The sequence below is a fragment of the Pseudomonas sp. Z3-8 genome, from assembly GCF_051131975.1.
GTDB lineage: Bacteria > Pseudomonadota > Gammaproteobacteria > Pseudomonadales > Pseudomonadaceae > Aquipseudomonas.
Window position 1 is genome coordinate 723,392 of the sequence record NZ_CP071643.1, and the last position, 16,903, is coordinate 740,294.

Genomic DNA, 16,903 nt, shown 5'->3' on the forward strand with positions numbered 1-16,903 from the left:
AAGTATCGGGTAGTAGACCAGACTGGCGTACTGCCCGATAGCGACCATTGAACGTCAGATGGCGTCGGTATTTGGTGCGACCTGTTCGCTGAGCTTGTCGGCCAGGCGGACGAAGGCTGCGAGGTCCAGTTGCTCCGGACGCAGGCTGCCATCGACGCCGGCGGCTTCGATTTCGGCGCTGCTGAGCAACAGTTTCAGCGTGTTGCGCAGGGTTTTACGGCGCTGGTTGAACGCTTCGCGTACCAGACGCTCCAGCAGGCGATGGTCCTTGGCGGGATGCGGCAGGACCGCATGGGGCACAAGCCGGACGATGGCGGAGTCGACTTTCGGCGGCGGGTTGAACGCACCGGGGCCTACATTGAACAGGTGATCAACCCGGCAATGATATTGGACCATGATCGACAAACGACCCCAGTCACCTCCACCAGGCCCGGCGGCAAGACGCTCGACCACTTCTTTCTGCAGCATGAAGTGCATGTCGCGGATCAGGCCGGCATTGTTCAGCAGGTGAAAAATCAGCGGCGTCGAGATGTTGTACGGCAGGTTGCCCACGACTCGAAGGCTGCCCGGTGCGGCATTCAGGCTGTTGAAGTCGAATTTCAGCGCATCGCCCTGATGCAGGTTGAAATTGCTCTTGCCGGCGAACTGCTGGTTGAGAATCGGCACCAGGTCCTTGTCCAGCTCCACCACGTCCAGTTGCGCGCCGCTGCCAAGCAACCCTTCGGTCAGTGCGCCCTGGCCCGGCCCGATCTCGAGCATACGGTCATCAGGCTTGGCATTGATGGAGCGCAGGATACGGTCGATAACGCCGGCGTCATGCAGGAAGTTCTGGCCGAAGCGCTTGCGCGCGCGGTGTTGGTATTGCTCGGTCATAAATGGGTCTCGGCCATCTGGTAGGCGGTTTCCAGCGCGACTTGCAGGCTCCCGGTGTCGATCCTGCCGCTGCCGGCCAAATCCAGGGCGGTGCCGTGATCCACGGATGTGCGGATGATCGGCAGGCCCAGGGTCACGTTGACCGCCGCACCGAAACCTTTGTATTTCAGCACGGGCAGGCCCTGGTCGTGGTACATCGCCAGCACCGCGTCGCAGTGCTCCAGATATTTGGGGGTAAACAGAGTGTCGGCAGGCAGCGGGCCACGCAGGTCCATGCCCTCGCTGCGCAAGCGCTCCAGTGTGGGTTCGATGATGTCGATTTCTTCATGGCCCAGATGCCCGCCTTCGCCGGCATGCGGATTCAGCCCGCACACCAGGATGCGGGGCCGGGCGATGCCGAATTTTTCCTGGAGGTCGGCGTGCAATATCCGCGTAACGCGTTCGAGGCGTTCCGGGGTAATGGCGTCGGCGATGTCTCGCAGGGGCAGGTGAGTGGTGACCAGAGCCACGCGCAGGCCACGGGTGGCGAGCATCATCACCACTTGCGGGGTATGGGTCAGGTCGGCCAGGAATTCGGTGTGTCCGGAAAAATGAATGCCGGATTCATTGATCACACCCTTGTGTACCGGCGCCGTGATCATGCCGGCGAAAGCCCCATCCAGGCAGCCTTGACCGGCGCGGGTCAGGGTCTGCAGCACGAATGCTGCGTTGGCCTTGTCCAACTGGCCTGCGGTGACAGGTGCGCCCAGTGGTGTATCCCATACATACAGGCTACCGGCGGGAGCGGGGGCATCCGGCCAAGCGTCCGGCGTTACCGGCAACAGGTCGACGGCCACCCCCAACTGCGCGGCCCGCTCAAGGAGCAGGTCGCGGCTGGTGATGGCAATCAGGGGGTGTGGTTGGACTTGCGAGGCGAGCAGCAGGCACAGGTCGGGACCGATGCCGGCAGGCTCGCCGGGAGTCAGCGCGAAACGCTTGGGTTTCACTGCGCTGCCTGGTCTGCACCAGGGAGTTTGATCTCGACGTAGGCTTCGTCGCGAATCTGGCGCAGCCAGGTTTGCAGCTCTTCGTCGTACTTGCGGTTACGCAATACCGTCAACGCCTGTTGTTCGCGCGCCTGGGTGGTGCTGTCGGTGGCGCGACGGCCAAGGACTTCCAGGACATGCCAGCCATAAGGGCTCTTGAACGGCTTCGACAGTTGGCCTTGCGGTGTTTCGGCCATGACCTGGCGGAACTCGGGAACCAGCGCGTTCGGGTCGACCCAGTTCAAGTCGCCGCCGTTCAGGGCCGAGCCCGGGTCTTCCGAGAAGCTCTTCGCCAGCTCGGCGAAGTCTTCGCCGGAGGTGATGCGTTCGTACAGTTTCTCGGCCAGACGCTTGGTCTCGGCTTCGCTGCGGATCTCGCTTGGCTTGATCAGGATATGACGAACATGTACTTCGTCACGCACCTGGGTACCGCCACCGCGTTTTTCCAGCAGCTTCAGGATAATGAAGCCGCCAGGCGTGCGGGCTGGCTGGGTGATGTCGCCCACGGCCATGGTGCTCAGCTCGCGATCGAACGGAGGCGGCAGCTGGGCGGCCTTGCGCCAGCCCATGTCGCCGCCTTCCAGAGCGTTTTCACTGGCCGAACGGGCTACCGCCATCTGGCTGAAGTCAGCGCCTTGCTTGAGCTGCTGGTAAATGTCCATTGCCTGGCGATAAGCGCTCTGGATCGCTTCCGAATTGGCGCTTTCCGGCGTAGGAATCAGGATGTTTGCCAGGTGCAGTTCTTCCGAAAGCTGCATCTTGCCCAAGTCGGAGGCGAGGAAGTTCTTCACTTCCTGCTCGGAAACCTGGATGCGTTCGGCGACACGGCGCTGACGCACACGGCTGATGACCATCTCGCGACGGATCTGGTCGCGGGCGTCGTCAAACGACAGGCCATCGCGCGCCAGGGCAGCGCGAAACTGGTCGACAGTCATGTTATTGCGCTGGGCAATGGTGCCGACGGCCTGGTTCAGTTCTTCATCGGTGATGCGGATGCCGGAACGCTCGCCAATCTGCAACTGCAGGTTTTCGACGATCAGGCGCTCGAGCACCTGTTGGTCCAGCACACCCGGTGGTGGCAAGCCACCGCCACGCTTGGCGATGGTTTGCTGAACTTCATGGACCCGCTGGTCCAGCTGGCTCTGCATGACCACGTCGTTGTCGACGATGGCCACGACCTTGTCGATGGACTGTACTGCGGCGTTCGCCGCGGTACCCAGGAACAGCGCGCCCAGCATCAGCGGGCGCAGACAATCAGAAAGCTTGGTCTTCACGTTCACGATAACCTTGAATGCCTTTGTCGAGGAAGCTCTCTACCTTGGCGCCGGTGAGGCCGCCGAGTCCCTTCAGAACAATTTGGAGGAAGACGCCGTGGTCGCCTTTTTCGTTTTCCGGGGCGGCTTGACTGAATTCTTCATAGTCGACCCAGTAACGGTTGATCAGGCGCAGTTTCCAGCAGCAGTTGTCGTATTCGAAACCACCGAAGGCTTCCAGGGTACGGTTGCGGTTGTAGTCATACTGCCAGCGGCTGATTGCGTTCCACTGCGGCACGATCGGCCAGATGACCGAGAAGTCGTGCTGTTTGATCTTGTAGTAGTCCTTCACGTAGCCAGGTTGGCCCGGGGTGCCGTAGTCGCCGCCGCCCACTTGCCATTGACCGGTAGTCTGGTCATAGCGCACGAGGTCGTTGCGATAACGATAACCGGCGTTGATAACCTTGTTCGGGTTGTCCTCTGGCTGGTAGTGGAACATGGCACTACCCGAGCGCGGGCTATGAGTGTCCGGGTCCCAGTTGTAGTCGGCCGTGGTGCGCCAGTCGCGGTTCCAGCGGTATTCGTATTCCAGTGCATAAGGCGAAACGCTCGAGTGCGCGTCTTCACGAGTCCTGGCGTCGATACCTGGCAGTTGAACTTCGCGGTCCTTGAAATAGAAGGCCTGGCCGACGCTGATGCGTTGGCGTTCGAAGCCGTCTTCCTGGATCCAGCGGTTGGTCACACCCAGGGACAGCTTGTTCTCGTCGCCGACGCGGTCGGAACCGGTGAAGCGATTGTCCCGGAACAGCGAGGCGTAGTTGAAGGTGCTTTCGCTGGTGTCGAAGACAGGAATGTCACTCTGATCTTTCTCCGGCACGTAGAGATAGAACAGGCGCGGCTCCAGTGTCTGGCGATAATTCTTGCCGAACCACTGGGTATCACGGTCGAAGTACAGGCCGCTGTCGATGCTGGCAATTGGCACGCCGCGGTTCTGGCTGCCACTGTAGGTACCGTTCAGGCGATCACCTTCAGCGGTCTGGGCGGCGATGTCCTGTTTGCCCTGGCTATCCAGGTCAAGATCGTATTGAGTGTACTGGTACTTGAGCGAGGGCTTGATGAAGCCATAGCTTGCAGTCATTGGCAGGCTGACAACCGGGGCCAGATTTATCCGGTCGCCAGTAGCGCGGGCCAGGCCGCGAACGTTCTCATCCAGAAACAGCTCGGTATTACCGTTTTCATCCGTGTAGTTGCCGTTCCTCAAGTCCCTGTCAAACCGCACGAATTCAGTGTTATAGGCGAAATCCAGTCCATACGGATGCTGTGGCAGAAAACCGTTGAAGGTAATCTGCGGCAAGCGGTCATAAGGCGTGATGTCCGAAATCGTGGCCATCTGGAATGCCTGAGCATTCAACCGTGCGGTATAGGTATCACCGCGATAGCTGACCGCACCTTGCTGGTTCACGTACTCCCGGGACTCAACACCGATCTGGTCGGTCTGCAGATCCTGGAAATAATACGGATCGCTGATCTTGGTGTAGTCGACTTCCGTCAGTACACGCGAGTCCAGCCCACCCTTGTGCTGCCAGTTGTACATGTAGCGAGTCTTGCTGTAGTCGGTCTGCTTGGCGCGCTCGTCTTCTTCGTCGTTGAGGTACGCCGCGCCGAACTGGCCTTCGCTGGACTTGGTCAGGTAGCGGAACTCGCCTTCCATCAACAGGCCGCGCTTGCTCATGTAGCGTGGGTACAACGTGGCGTCGTAGTTCGGCGCCAGGTTGAAGTAGTACGGGGTGACCAGCAGGAAGCCGGTGTCGCTGCCGCTGCCGATGGTCGGTGGCAGGAAGCCGGACTGGCGACGGTCGTCGATCGGGAAGTAGATGTACGGCGTATACAGGACCGGGAAGTCCTTGACCCGCAGCGTCACGTTGGTAGCGGTGCCGAAGCCGGTGGCCGGGTTCAGGGTGATGTTGTTGCCCTTGAGGGTCCAGGCGTTGCTGCCCGGCTCGCACGTGGTGTACGTACCGTCCTTGAGGCGGATGATCGCGTTCTCGGCGCGCTTGGCGTACAGCGCGTTACCGCGGATGCGCGACTTGTGCATCACGTATTCGGCGTTGTCGACCTTGGCTTCACCGGTGTCCAGCTGCACATCGGCGTGGTCGCCGACAATCAGCGCACCGTTGTCGCGGACTCGCACGTTGCCGCTCAGCTCGCCGCGGTTCTCGGCCTGGTACAGGCTGGCCTCGTCGGCCTCGACCTGCATGCTGCCCTGACGCATGACCACGTCACCGGCCAGGGTCGCCACTTGCTGTTCCTGCTCGTAGCGTGAAGCCTTGGCGCCGAGGAACGTCGGAGCGTCACTCTTGGCGGTCTTGTCGTTCATGCCTGGGCGAGACGGCTCGATGTACGCGCCCGCGCAGTACGGGCCGGTTTCAGCCAGTTGCGCGGGCGTGAGGTTCTCGCGCGGAACCCAGTCCAGGTGACTGTAGTCTGCACTGCGCGACTTCAAGCCGCGGCCCTTGGATTCGGTAACGAGCATCGGCTTATCGCCGGCTACCTCGCCCGAATCGCTGTCGGCCGGAGCGCTGCCGCTGTCGGCAATCGCACTGCCTTCATGCACCGGGCGCGGCGGCAATGCAGCGGCCGGCGCTTTGGGTGAACAGTCCCAGGCACCCGAAGCGGAGACGGAACAGTCATACTGCTGCGCCGCGACGACGAATGAAGAGGCCAGGGGTTGCAGAGCCAGCAGACTGCCGGTGACCAGCAACGGAAATTTTTTACGAAACGCGGGGGATTTCAATGCCATCTTATTAGTCCGGGCTTCCTGCGTGCCATCTGCCCGCGGTGTGGGCCGCACGCCTCTCGATGGTCTGAAAAAGATGCTGGATAATAAAGCATGACCCGCTTGACGGCTAGCGCCGTCGGAGACCCTTGCAATGCCTGACCAAGATGTACGCTTGCAACACCTGAAAGTTTGGCTCGATGAGCAGCTACCAATCCTCTTCACCCAGCAAGGCTGGGGCGCCGTACCCCCGGCCACATTGACCGCGGCCAGCAGTGACGCGAGTTTCCGGCGGTACTTCCGCTGGCAGGGGGAGGGCCGCAGCCTGATCGTGATGGACGCGCCACCGCCCCAGGAAAACTGCAAACCGTTCGTGGATATTGCTTTTTTGCTGGCGAAATCCGGGATCAACGTGCCGAAAATTTATGCCGAAGACCTCGAACGCGGGTTTCTTTTGCTCAATGACCTGGGCAACCAGACCTATCTGGACGTGATCAACGGCGAAAATGCCGACGATCTGTTCGGCGATGGCCTGCAAGCCTTGTTGGCTTTTCAGCAGTTGCCGATGGTCGCGCCGCTGCCCAGCTACGACGTCGCGTTATTGCGTCGCGAGTTGGAGTTGTTTCCCGAGTGGTACGTCAAGCGTGAGCTGGGAGTCGAGTTCGATACGGCCCAGCAGCAACTGTGGCAGCAGGCATCCGACCTGCTGATCAACAGTGCCCTGGCCCAACCGAAAGTACTGGTGCACCGCGACTACATGCCGCGCAACCTGATGCTCAGCGAACCCAACCCAGGCGTGCTGGATTTCCAGGACGCGGTCTATGGCCCGGTGACCTACGACGTGACGTGCCTGTTCAAGGACGCCTTCCTCAGTTGGCCGCAAGCGCGCGTGCGCGGCTGGCTGGAAGATTATTGGCGGCAGGCCGGCACGCTCGGCATTCCGGTCCAGCCGGATTTCGAGGATTTCCTGCGTGCCAGCGACCTGATGGGCGTGCAACGCCACCTCAAGGTGATCGGCATCTTCGCGCGCATTTGCCACCGCGATGGCAAGCCACGTTACCTGGCTGACGTGCCGCGTTTCTTTGCCTATATAGAAGCGGTCATTGCCCGTCGTCCGGAACTGGCACCCTTGGACGAGTTGCTCCGCAGCCTGCGTCAAGCGGATGGAGCGAGCGCATGAAGGCGATGATCCTGGCGGCGGGCAAAGGCGAGCGCATGCGCCCCCTGACCCTCACTACCCCCAAGCCGTTGATTCGCGTCGGCGGCATCCCGTTGATCGAGTACCACCTGCGGGCATTGGCCGCGGCCGGGTTCACCGAAATCGTGATCAACCATGCCTGGCTCGGCCAGCAGATCGAAGATCACCTCGGCGACGGTTCGCGGTTTGGCGTGCAGATCCGCTATTCGCCGGAGGGTGAGCCGCTGGAAACCGGCGGCGGAATTTTCCGCGCGCTGCCGCTGCTGGGTAACGATGCGTTTCTGGTGGTCAACGGCGATATCTGGACCGATTACGATTTCAGCGCCCTGCGTCGGCCGATTCCGGGGTTGGCGCACCTGGTGCTGGTGGACAATCCGGAGCATCACCCCGAGGGCGATTTCATTCTGGCTGGCGGCCAGGTTAATGACGGCGAACCTGGTGCCGATAAGCTGACATACAGCGGTATCGCCGTGCTGGATCCACAGCTGTTTGCCGGCTGCGCCGATGGCGCATTCAAGCTGGCCCCGCTGTTTCGCCGCGCCATGGCCGCAGGGCAGGTCAGCGGTTCGCGCCTGGAAGGACGCTGGGTCGATGTGGGTACTCACGAACGTTTGTCGCAAGTCGAAAAACTGATAGAAGCGAGCTGTTGATATGTGGTGGCCAGGGACTCTGATTGGAGCGGGGGCGGGCTTTGCCATTGCCAGCATCCCGGGGGCCATGCTCGGCGCATTGTTGGGGCAGGCGCTGGACCGGCGTCTGAATCTGCACGGCTGGGCCCAGGTGCGCGAACGCCTGGGCGGGCGCCCGGCGTTGCGCAACGATGAACTGTTGTTCGTGTTGCTCGGTCGCCTGGCGAAGATCGACGGGCGCGTGGTCGATGGTCACATCCAGCAGGCGCGTCTGGAAATGCGCGCGCTGGATCTGAGCGAACCGGCGCAACGTCGGGCTATCGCGGCCTTTAATCGAGGCAAATCGGGAAACGATCGGCTGCGTGGTTACCTGCGTCGCCTGAGTGCCCAGCCGCATGCGGCTGAAGGCGTGCTTCGGGCCTGCTGGCGGATGGTCTGGGCCGACGGCCGTGCCGGTGTAGCCGAACGTGAGTTGCTCGCTCAGTGGGGTAAGTGGCTGGGTTGGACGCCGCAGCAGGTCCAGGCCTTGGCGATGGACTACGAGCCGCAGAAACCGGGGCTGCCCAGCAGTGGCTTGACGTATCAGGAGGCGTTGCGGCTCTTGGGGGTTTCGGCCAACAGCGAACCGTCGCAAATCAAGCGCGCTTATCGCCGCCTGATCAGTCGTCATCACCCGGACAAGATCGCTGGCAGCGGGGCGACAGCCTTGCAGGTACGCGAAGCGACCGACAAGACCCGCGAGCTGCACAACGCCTATCGAGTGATTCGCGAGCGCAGGGATTTTCGCTAGTACACTTGATGGCAGCTGCCGTGGCGAGGGGATTTATCCCCGCTGGAGTGCGAAGCGCTCCCAAAAACAATCTCGGGGCATGGCTGGCCCTGGCGTCGACAAGTTGTGGGGCTGCTGCGCAGCCCAGCGGGGATAAATCCCCTCGCCACAGTACTGGTTCACTTGAGGTATCAGTCTGTCTGCGGACTCAACCACCCCCGAACCCGTCGAAACAGCTGCTCCTGCTGCGCCGTTGCGTTGGGCAACGCCTTGAGGGAAACCTGGCTGAAGCTCGACCCTTTCAGTCGTTTGCTGGCTTGCAGGCGCTCCAGGGCTGCGTTGCGGTCCGTCGGTTTGTCCATATAAAAGATGTCCGCCGTTGCCAGCTTCAGGTTCGGTGTCAGCTCGGCGAGGCCGGGCTTGGCGGTGACGGGTGTCTGGGCCGCGACCATCACGAAGCGCTGGATTTGCGTGGGTTGTCTTTCGCCAAGATAGCGCGCCGCCCAATAGGCACCGGTGCCGTGGCCCAGCAGGACGATACTGCGGGCGCTCTGTTGCTCGGCGTAGGCCAATGCCGCGTCGATACGGGCGAAAATCCGTTCGGCGTCGGCCTTGTCGGATTCTTCGCCGGTTTCGGCGGAGGCCGGCTCAGCCGCGTCGGCCTCGCCGCCGGCGACCTGCTCGATCGGGGCTGCGGTGGTCGCGTCGGGGGCTGCAGCAGCGATGTCGGCCGGCTTGGTCTCCGGCGGTGTTTCCGCCGCGCGGGGTGCGATAACGTCGCTCTGCATGTCCGGCAGCGTAATACTCAGGCTGCTCCATTCGGCATCCGGCAGTTTTTTGCGCAGCGGGCTGATGACTTGCGGCCAGTCAGCCGTTTCGCCGGCGCCAGGGATGATGATGACCACGCCCTTGGGCTCGCTGGTGTTGGCCGGCTTCCAAAGGGCAAGGAAAGCATCGCTGCCGGTTTGCAGCTGTTGCTGTTCCTGGGCTGGGACTTTTCGTGCGAGCGCCGCCGCTTCTTCCTGGCTACGCTCGAGCAACGGCTGGCGCTCGGCCGGTTTCGCCTCGGCGGGTTGATCGCCCGCGGCGGGCGTCGTTTCACCGGCCTGTACAGAAAATGCACTCGGCAGGATCAGCGACAGGCACAATGCAGACAGTGTCAGGCGGTTAACAAAGGACATCGGATATTCCATGACCAGAAGTATTTCCGGCAGCCTAATGGGTTGGTCAGTATTTGTCAGTGCGTGAGATTTCGATGATGCGTGTTTGCCTGTGGGTTATCGGCTGTCTATGGCTTCCCTTGATGGCGTGGGCTGCACCCGCGCCACAGGCGCAGGCGGTGCAGTTGAGCGCGGGCCAGCGCCAATGGTTGGCGGAGCATCCGCAGTTGCGCGTCGGCCTGGTGCTGCAGGCGCCCTACGCACAGTACGACCGGCGCTTGCAGCGTCTGTCCGGCACTCACGTCGAATTGATGCAATGGCTGGGCAAGGCATTGAACGTCGAGCTGACCTGGCGCAACTTCCAAGATGTCGCGCAACTGGAAGCCGCGGTGCGCAACGGAGAAGTGGATGTCGCGCCGGGCTTGACGCAGACCCCGGCGGGCCTGCGGCTCTGGCAGTTTTCCGACCCTTACATGCGTGTGCCGCAGTTGATCGTGGGCGAGCAGAAGGGCGCCGAAGGCGTGGAGTTGGAGAAGCTCGACCCCCAGGCCCGGGTGGTGGTACGCATGCCCAGCGCCACGGCCGATTACTTGCGCAGCAACTACCCGATGCTGAATCTGCAAGGCGTGCCGATGGAGCGCCAGGCTCTGCAGCTTCTATTGAGCCAGCAGGCACGCTACGCCGTGATCGACGAGGCGCAGCTGGGGCGCCTGATGGTCGAGCCGGAGTTTTCCGGGTTGGTGGTGGTGGGTGACATCGGCCTGCCGCAACTGCTCAGGGTCGCCACACGTCGGGACTGGCCGCAGTTGGCCGAAATCGTCGACAAGGGCTTGCAGGCGATTCCCGCCAAGGAGCTGGAGCAACTGCACAACCGCTGGATCAAGCCCAAATATCCACGCCTGACCGAGACGCCTGGCTTCTGGCAGAACCTGACCCTGCTGATGCTTGCCTTGCTGCTGAGCAGTGTCTCCATCGTGTTCTGGCAACGCCGTCAGCAACGCGGGCTGGAACGTCGCCTGCGCTCGGCGCGCGAGGACATCGCCCAGCGCGCGGCCAGTGAAGAAGCCTTGCGCCTGACACAGTTTTCCATCGATCAAAGCACGGTCGGGATCCTCTGGGTGAATTGGGACAGCCATGTGCGCTACGCCAATCGCGCCGCCGAAACCATGCTGGGTTATGCGCCAGGCGCGATCATCGATCGGCCGCTGATCGACTTCGAGCCAGGCCTGCACATGGACCGCTGGCTTAACCTGTGGAAGCGCGCCCGTGCCAGCGAAGACGGGCCGCAGAGTTTCGAAACCGAATGCGTGCGGGCCGATGGCAGTATCCTGCCGGCGGACGTTTCCTTGAGTTTCCTGCGTTTTCGTGACGCGGAATACCTGGTGGTCTACCTCAATGACGTGACCGAGCGTCGTCGCGCGCTGGCTGCGTTGCGTGAAAGCGAGGCGCGGCTGCAGGGCATTGCAGCCAATGTGCCGGGCCTGGTCTTTCGCCTGGAGCGGGCACCGGTGACCGGCCAGATCGACTTCGCCTATATCAGCGAAGGCAGCGAAAGCCTGGTGGGCTACTCCCCCGCAGTACTGGCCCGCAGCGATACCGGGCTGCGTAGCCTGGTGCACCCGCAGGACAAGACCGATTACCACCGCACCCAGGACCAGGCGCTGGACAGCGACAGCGATTGGTCTTGGCAAGGCCGTATCCTCACTCGCGAAGGCCAGGAGCGCTGGGCCGAGATCAAGGCGATCACGCGTCGGCTCGAAGATGGCGCCTATGTCTGGGACGGCATTGTCTGGGATATCACCGAAAGCAAACGTGTCGAGCTGGAATTGGCGAGTTCCCGGGAGCAGTTGCGTGAACTGTCGGCGCACCTGGAAAGCGTACGGGAAGAAGAGAAAGCGCGCATTGCTCGGGAAGTCCACGACGAACTGGGGCAAATGCTCACGGTGCTGAAACTCGAGACGTCCATGTGCGAACTGGCCTACGCGCAACTTGACCCAGGGCTACAAGAGCGGCTCAACAGCATGAAGCGCCTGATCGCCCAATTGTTTCAGTTGGTGCGGGACGTGGCGACGGCGTTGCGCCCGCCGATCCTCGATGCCGGTATTGCCTCGGCCATCGAATGGCAGGCCCGCCGTTTCGAGGCGCGCACGCAGATTCCGTGCCTGGTGCAGGTGCCAGACAACCTGCCGGCGTTGAGCGACGCCAAGGCCATCGGCCTGTTCCGGATTCTCCAGGAAGCACTGACCAATGTGATGCGCCATGCCCAGGCGCATACTGTGGAGTTGACGTTGGCTCAACAAGGCGCTGATTTATGTCTGACGGTCAGCGACGACGGTGTAGGATTTATTGCCGATACGGGCCGGCCAACATCCTTTGGCCTGGTCGGCATGCGTGAGCGGGTGCTGATCATGGGCGGGCAATTGACCCTGGACAGTGAGCCGGGGGAGGGGACGACCTTGTCGGTGCGGGTGCCTTTGGGTGAGGCCTGATGGTTTTCTGTTGCCTGGGCTGACGCCATCGCGAGCAGGCTCGCTCCCACAAGGTTATGAGATTCTGAATCTGGAGAAGAGCCGTGATCCGTGTACTGGTAGCTGAAGACCACACCATCGTGCGCGAAGGGATCAAGCAATTGATCGGCCTGGCCAAGGATCTGGTGGTGGCAGGGGAGGCGAGCAATGGCGAACAGCTGCTCGAGACCCTGCGACACGTGCCTTGCGAAGTGGTACTGCTGGATATTTCCATGCCGGGCGTCAACGGCCTTGAGGCAATCCCACGGATCCGTGCGCTGAACAATCCGCCGGCCATCCTGGTGTTGTCGATGCATGACGAGGCGCAAATGGCCGCCCGGGCCTTGAAAGTCGGCGCCGCTGGCTATGCCACCAAGGACAGCGATCCGGCTTTGCTGCTCATGGCGATCCGCAAGGTCGCGGCGGGCGGACGCTACATTGACCCGGACCTTGCCGACCGCATGGTCTTCGAAGTGGGCCTGACCGACACACGACCGCTGCACTCGTTGCTGTCGGAGCGTGAATTCTCGGTTTTCGAACGCCTGGCCCAAGGCGCCAACGTCAACGACATCGCCCAGCAACTCGCCCTGAGCAGCAAGACCATCAGCACCCATAAGGCGCGGCTGATGCAGAAACTCAACATCACCTCGTTGGCCGAGCTGGTGAAATACGCGATGGAGCACAAGTTGCTCTAGGCCTCCCCCCATTCCCCGGTAGGAGCGAGCCTGCTCGCGAAAGCGTCGGACCATTCAGCATCGATGCTGGATGCCGCACCGTATTCGCGAGCAGGCTCGCTCCCACAGGGTCTCGTGTTGGCATATCCATTTGCGACACACCCCAACAGCGCTTTTGTCCCTGCTTGCAGCTTGCCGCTTGAAACTCACCGCCGCACTTATCCAATCCCGCCATCCTTGTAGGGCGATCCCTACCCCGACGCTTCCATCCGGCTGAGGCGATTCTCTCCTGCGGCCCGATTTGCGTGGGTGTCGGGCTCCACTAGGCTTGACTCACAAGCAGTCATCAATACAAAAGGTGCGGGTATGAGCCAGGTGGATTCAAGCGCGGGGGCCAGTGATGTGCTGGTCAGCTTTCGTGGTGTGCAAAAGAGCTACGACGGCGAGAACCTGATCGTCAAGGACCTCAACCTGGACATTCGCAAAGGCGAATTCCTGACCCTGCTCGGGCCTTCCGGCTCCGGCAAGACCACCAGCCTGATGATGCTCGCAGGCTTCGAGACCCCGACCGCCGGCGAGATCCAGCTGGCCGGGCGCTCCATCAACAACGTGCCGCCGCACAAGCGCGATATCGGCATGGTGTTCCAGAACTACGCCTTGTTCCCGCACATGACCGTCGCCGAAAACCTGGCATTCCCGCTGACCGTCCGCGGCCTGAACAAAAGCGACGTCGGCGATCGGGTCAAGCGTGTCTTGAGCATGGTCCAGTTGGACACCTTCGCCCAACGTTATCCGGCGCAGTTGTCCGGCGGCCAGCAACAGCGCGTGGCCCTGGCCCGGGCGCTGGTATTCGAGCCGCAACTGGTGCTGATGGACGAGCCTCTCGGCGCACTGGACAAGCAATTGCGCGAACACATGCAGATGGAAATCAAACACCTGCACCAGCGCCTGGGCGTGACCGTGGTCTACGTGACGCACGACCAAGGGGAAGCCCTGACCATGTCCGACCGCGTGGCGGTGTTCCACCAGGGCGAGATCCAGCAGATCGCCCCGCCGCGCACGCTCTATGAAGAGCCAAAGAACACCTTCGTCGCCAACTTCATCGGCGAGAACAACCGCCTCAACGGCCGCCTGCACAGTCACACCGGTGACCGTTGCGTGGTGGAGCTGGGACGTGGCGAAAAGGTCGAGGCCCTGGCGGTCAATGTCGGCAAGCCCGGCGAACCCGTCACCTTGTCGATCCGCCCGGAGCGGGTGAGCCTCAACGGCGCCAGCGAACAATGTATCAACCGCTTCTCAGGGAGGGTGGCGGAATTCATCTATCTGGGCGACCACGTCCGGGTTCGCCTCGAAGTCTGCGGCAAGAACGACTTCTTCGTGAAACAACCGATTGCCGAGCTCGACCCCGGGCTTGCTGTCGGGGACGTGGTTCCGCTTGGCTGGCAGGTCGAGCACGTACGCGCGCTCGATCCGCTTCTAGAGGCGAATTGATCGCCCCCTGCTGTACCAACACCAACCCTGCACGTGGAGAGAACAATAAATGTTGAGATCCCTGAAGTTCACAGCCCTGACACTGGGCATGATGGGTGCGGCAAGCGCGATGGCGGCGGGCCCGGACCTGACCGTGGTGTCTTTCGGCGGGGCGAACAAGGCGGCTCAGGTCAAAGCCTTCTACGCACCGTGGGAAGCGGCTGGCAACGGCAAGATCGTGGCTGGCGAATACAACGGCGAAATGGCCAAGGTCAAGGCCATGGTCGACACCAAGAGCGTCTCGTGGGACCTGGTGGAAGTCGAGTCGCCGGAATTGTCCCGTGGCTGCGACGAAGACATGTTCGAACAACTCGATCCGGCCCTGTTCGGCAAGGCAGAAAACTACGTCAAAGGCGCCATCCAGCCTTGCGGCGTGGGCTTCTTCGTGTGGTCGACCGTGCTGGCCTACAACGCCGACAAACTGAAGACCGCGCCGACCAGTTGGACGGACTTCTGGGACACCAAGCAATTCCCAGGCAAGCGCGGCCTGCGCAAAGGCGCCAAGTACACCCTGGAATTCGCCTTGATGGCCGACGGCGTGGCGCCGAAGGACGTCTACAAGGTGCTGGCCGGCAAAGACGGCCAGGATCGCGCCTTCAAGAAGCTCGATGAGCTCAAGCCGAACATCCAGTGGTGGGAAGCCGGTGCCCAGCCACCGCAGTACCTTGCTTCCGGTGACGTGGTCATGAGCTCTGCGTACAACGGCCGGATCGCCGCGGTACAGAAAGAGAGCAACCTGAAGGTGGTGTGGAACGGTGGCATCTACGACTTCGACGCCTGGGCCATCCCGCGTGGCCTGGACAAGACTCGCGCCGAAGCTGCGAAAAAATTCATCGCCTTCTCGGTGGCGCCGCAGCAGCAGAAAACCTACTCGGAAAACATCGCCTACGGCCCTGCGAATACCCAGGCCGTGCCGTTGCTGGCCAAGGATGTGCTGAAAGACATGCCGACCACCCCGGAAAACATCGCCAACCAGGTGCAGATCGACGTCAGCTTCTGGGCTGACAACGGCGAGCAACTGGAGCAGCGCTTCAACTCCTGGGCGGCGAAGTAACCCGGCGGTCTGAGCTGGATGAAATCCATGTGGGAGCGAGCTTGCTCGCGATAGCGGTCTGTCAGTCACATCAATACTGAATGTGCCGAAGCTATCGCGAGCAAGCTCGCTCCCACAGGTTCCTCCACAGTCCAAGGGTACCAACACAACAGAGGCGGCTCGCCGCCCTTGTAACGATCAAAGAGATTTCCGGAGTTCGCCATGGCCATCGCCGTTCCACTGAACGCGGGCACCAGCCCCACCCTCAAGCAGCGACTCAAGCGCGCCGAGCGGCTCAACCGCTGGAAGGCCCAGGCCTTGATCGCGCCGCTGGTGCTGTTTTTGCTGCTGGTGTTCCTGGTGCCGATCGTGGCGCTGCTGTTCAAAAGCGTCAGCAACCCGGAAGTGGTGGGCGCGATGCCGCGCACTGTCGCTGCCGTCGCAGCATGGGACGGACGCGGTTTGCCAAGCGAGCCGGTGTACAAGGCTGCCAGTGAAGATCTGGCCGAAGCCCGCAAGAATCAGACCCTGGGCGACTTGTCCAAGCGCCTGAACATGGAACTGGCCGGCTACCGCAGCCTGCTGACCAAGACTGCTCGCGCGCTGCCGTTCGCCACCGAGCCGGCCTCTTATAAAGAAGCACTGGAAAGCCTCGACGAACGCTGGGGCGACCCCGCGTACTGGCAGGTGATCCGGCGCAACACCAGCAATGTCACGCCTTACTACCTGCTGGCGGCCGTCGATCACCGCATCGACGATCTCGGTGAACTGGCCCCGGCCACCCCCGACCAGGCGATCTACCTGGATATTTTCACCCGTACTTTCTGGATGGGCCTGGTGATTACCGCCATCTGTCTGGTGCTCGCCTATCCATTGGCCTACCTGCTGGCGAACCTGCCGTCACGCCAGAGCAACCTGTTGATGATTCTCGTGCTGCTGCCGTTCTGGACCTCGATCCTGGTGCGGGTGGCGGCGTGGATCGTGCTACTGCAGTCGGGCGGATTGATCAACAGCGCGCTGATGGCCATGGGCGTCATCGATAAACCGCTGGAGCTGGTGTTCAACCGCACCGGCGTCTACATCTCCATGGTCCACATCCTTCTGCCGTTCATGATCCTGCCGATCTACAGCGTGATGAAGGGCATCTCGCCCACCTACATGCGGGCGGCGATCTCCCTGGGCTGCCACCCGTTCGCCAGTTTCTGGCGGGTGTATTTCCCGCAGACCTACGCCGGCGTAGGTGCCGGGTGCCTGTTGGTATTCATCCTCGCCATCGGCTACTACATCACCCCGGCACTGCTGGGCAGCCCGAACGACCAGATGGTCAGCTACTTCGTCGCGTTCTACACCAACACCAGTATCAACTGGGGCATGGCCACGGCGCTCGGCGGGCTGCTGTTGCTGGCGACCATCGTGCTTTATCTGATTTACAGCTGGCTGGTAGGCGCCAGTCGCCTGCGCCTGAGCTAAGGGGAG

The 16,903-nt window shown here is 61.9% G+C and carries 13 protein-coding genes; 8 read left to right on the forward strand and 5 right to left on the reverse strand.

What is annotated here, in order from left to right; translation table 11 throughout:
* Window positions 1–54: 54 nt before the first annotated feature.
* Genes rsmA through J3P94_RS03360 form a run of 4 tightly spaced genes read right to left on the reverse strand, consistent with a single transcriptional unit; the run spans window position 55 to window position 5,951 of the window.
* The gene (rsmA, locus tag J3P94_RS03345) at window positions 55–873 is read right to left on the reverse strand and encodes a 16S rRNA (adenine(1518)-N(6)/adenine(1519)-N(6))-dimethyltransferase RsmA (RefSeq protein WP_434571410.1); all 819 of its coding nucleotides are present in this window, start codon (window positions 871–873) and stop codon (window positions 55–57) included.
* Entirely contained in the window at window positions 870–1,859 is a 990-nt protein-coding gene (gene pdxA / locus J3P94_RS03350; RefSeq protein ID WP_434571411.1) for a 4-hydroxythreonine-4-phosphate dehydrogenase PdxA, read from the reverse strand. Before pdxA ends, rsmA begins: the two co-directional genes overlap by 4 nt.
* Window positions 1,856–3,172 (reverse strand): peptidylprolyl isomerase SurA, encoded by a 1,317-nt coding sequence (gene surA / locus J3P94_RS03355; protein ID WP_305498405.1) that lies wholly within the window; start codon window positions 3,170–3,172, stop codon window positions 1,856–1,858. The genes pdxA and surA overlap by 4 nt, the downstream gene beginning before the upstream one ends.
* Window positions 3,153–5,951 (reverse strand): LPS-assembly protein LptD, encoded by a 2,799-nt coding sequence (locus J3P94_RS03360; RefSeq protein WP_434571413.1) that lies wholly within the window; start codon window positions 5,949–5,951, stop codon window positions 3,153–3,155. The genes surA and J3P94_RS03360 overlap by 20 nt, the downstream gene beginning before the upstream one ends.
* Window positions 5,952–6,081: 130 nt before the next feature.
* Here J3P94_RS03360 and J3P94_RS03365 point away from each other — a divergent pair, with 130 nt between their 5' ends.
* Genes J3P94_RS03365 through J3P94_RS03375 form a run of 3 tightly spaced genes read left to right on the forward strand, consistent with a single transcriptional unit; the run spans window position 6,082 to window position 8,544 of the window.
* Window positions 6,082–7,107 (forward strand): aminoglycoside phosphotransferase family protein, encoded by a 1,026-nt coding sequence (locus J3P94_RS03365; RefSeq protein ID WP_434571415.1) that lies wholly within the window; start codon window positions 6,082–6,084, stop codon window positions 7,105–7,107.
* Window positions 7,104–7,775 (forward strand): N-acetylmuramate alpha-1-phosphate uridylyltransferase MurU, encoded by a 672-nt coding sequence (gene murU / locus J3P94_RS03370; RefSeq protein WP_434571417.1) that lies wholly within the window; start codon window positions 7,104–7,106, stop codon window positions 7,773–7,775. Before J3P94_RS03365 ends, murU begins: the two co-directional genes overlap by 4 nt.
* Window position 7,776: 1 nt before the next feature.
* Window positions 7,777–8,544 (forward strand): DnaJ domain-containing protein, encoded by a 768-nt coding sequence (locus J3P94_RS03375; protein ID WP_434571419.1) that lies wholly within the window; start codon window positions 7,777–7,779, stop codon window positions 8,542–8,544.
* 170 nt (window positions 8,545–8,714) lie between these two features.
* Here the strand turns inward: J3P94_RS03375 and J3P94_RS03380 are convergent, their stop codons facing one another.
* Window positions 8,715–9,704: an alpha/beta hydrolase family protein gene (locus J3P94_RS03380; RefSeq protein WP_434571421.1), complete on the reverse strand. Its 990-nt coding sequence runs from the start codon at window positions 9,702–9,704 to the stop codon at window positions 8,715–8,717.
* A gap of 74 nt (window positions 9,705–9,778) precedes the next feature.
* On the opposite strand from J3P94_RS03380, the gene J3P94_RS03385 reads away from it, so the two are divergent.
* From J3P94_RS03385 to J3P94_RS03405, 5 genes are all read left to right on the forward strand, one after another.
* Complete coding sequence (locus tag J3P94_RS03385) at window positions 9,779–12,172, forward strand: PAS domain-containing sensor histidine kinase (protein WP_434571424.1); 2,394 nt, start codon at window positions 9,779–9,781, stop codon at window positions 12,170–12,172.
* Window positions 12,173–12,255: 83 nt separating this feature from the next.
* Entirely contained in the window at window positions 12,256–12,885 is a 630-nt protein-coding gene (locus J3P94_RS03390; RefSeq protein WP_047702279.1) for a response regulator, read from the forward strand.
* Window positions 12,886–13,230: 345 nt separating this feature from the next.
* Window positions 13,231–14,355, forward strand: a complete 1,125-nt coding sequence (locus J3P94_RS03395) for an ABC transporter ATP-binding protein (RefSeq protein WP_305498413.1) — start codon at window positions 13,231–13,233, stop codon at window positions 14,353–14,355.
* Between the two features lie 49 nt (window positions 14,356–14,404).
* Window positions 14,405–15,448 carry an ABC transporter substrate-binding protein gene (locus J3P94_RS03400; RefSeq protein ID WP_434571427.1) on the forward strand — a complete coding sequence of 348 codons (1,044 nt, stop codon included), beginning with the start codon at window positions 14,405–14,407 and terminating at the stop codon, window positions 15,446–15,448.
* Window positions 15,449–15,649: 201 nt separating this feature from the next.
* A complete protein-coding gene (locus tag J3P94_RS03405) occupies window positions 15,650–16,897 on the forward strand; it encodes an ABC transporter permease (protein WP_434571431.1) in 1,248 nt (415 codons plus the stop codon).
* Window positions 16,898–16,903: the final 6 nt, after the last annotated feature.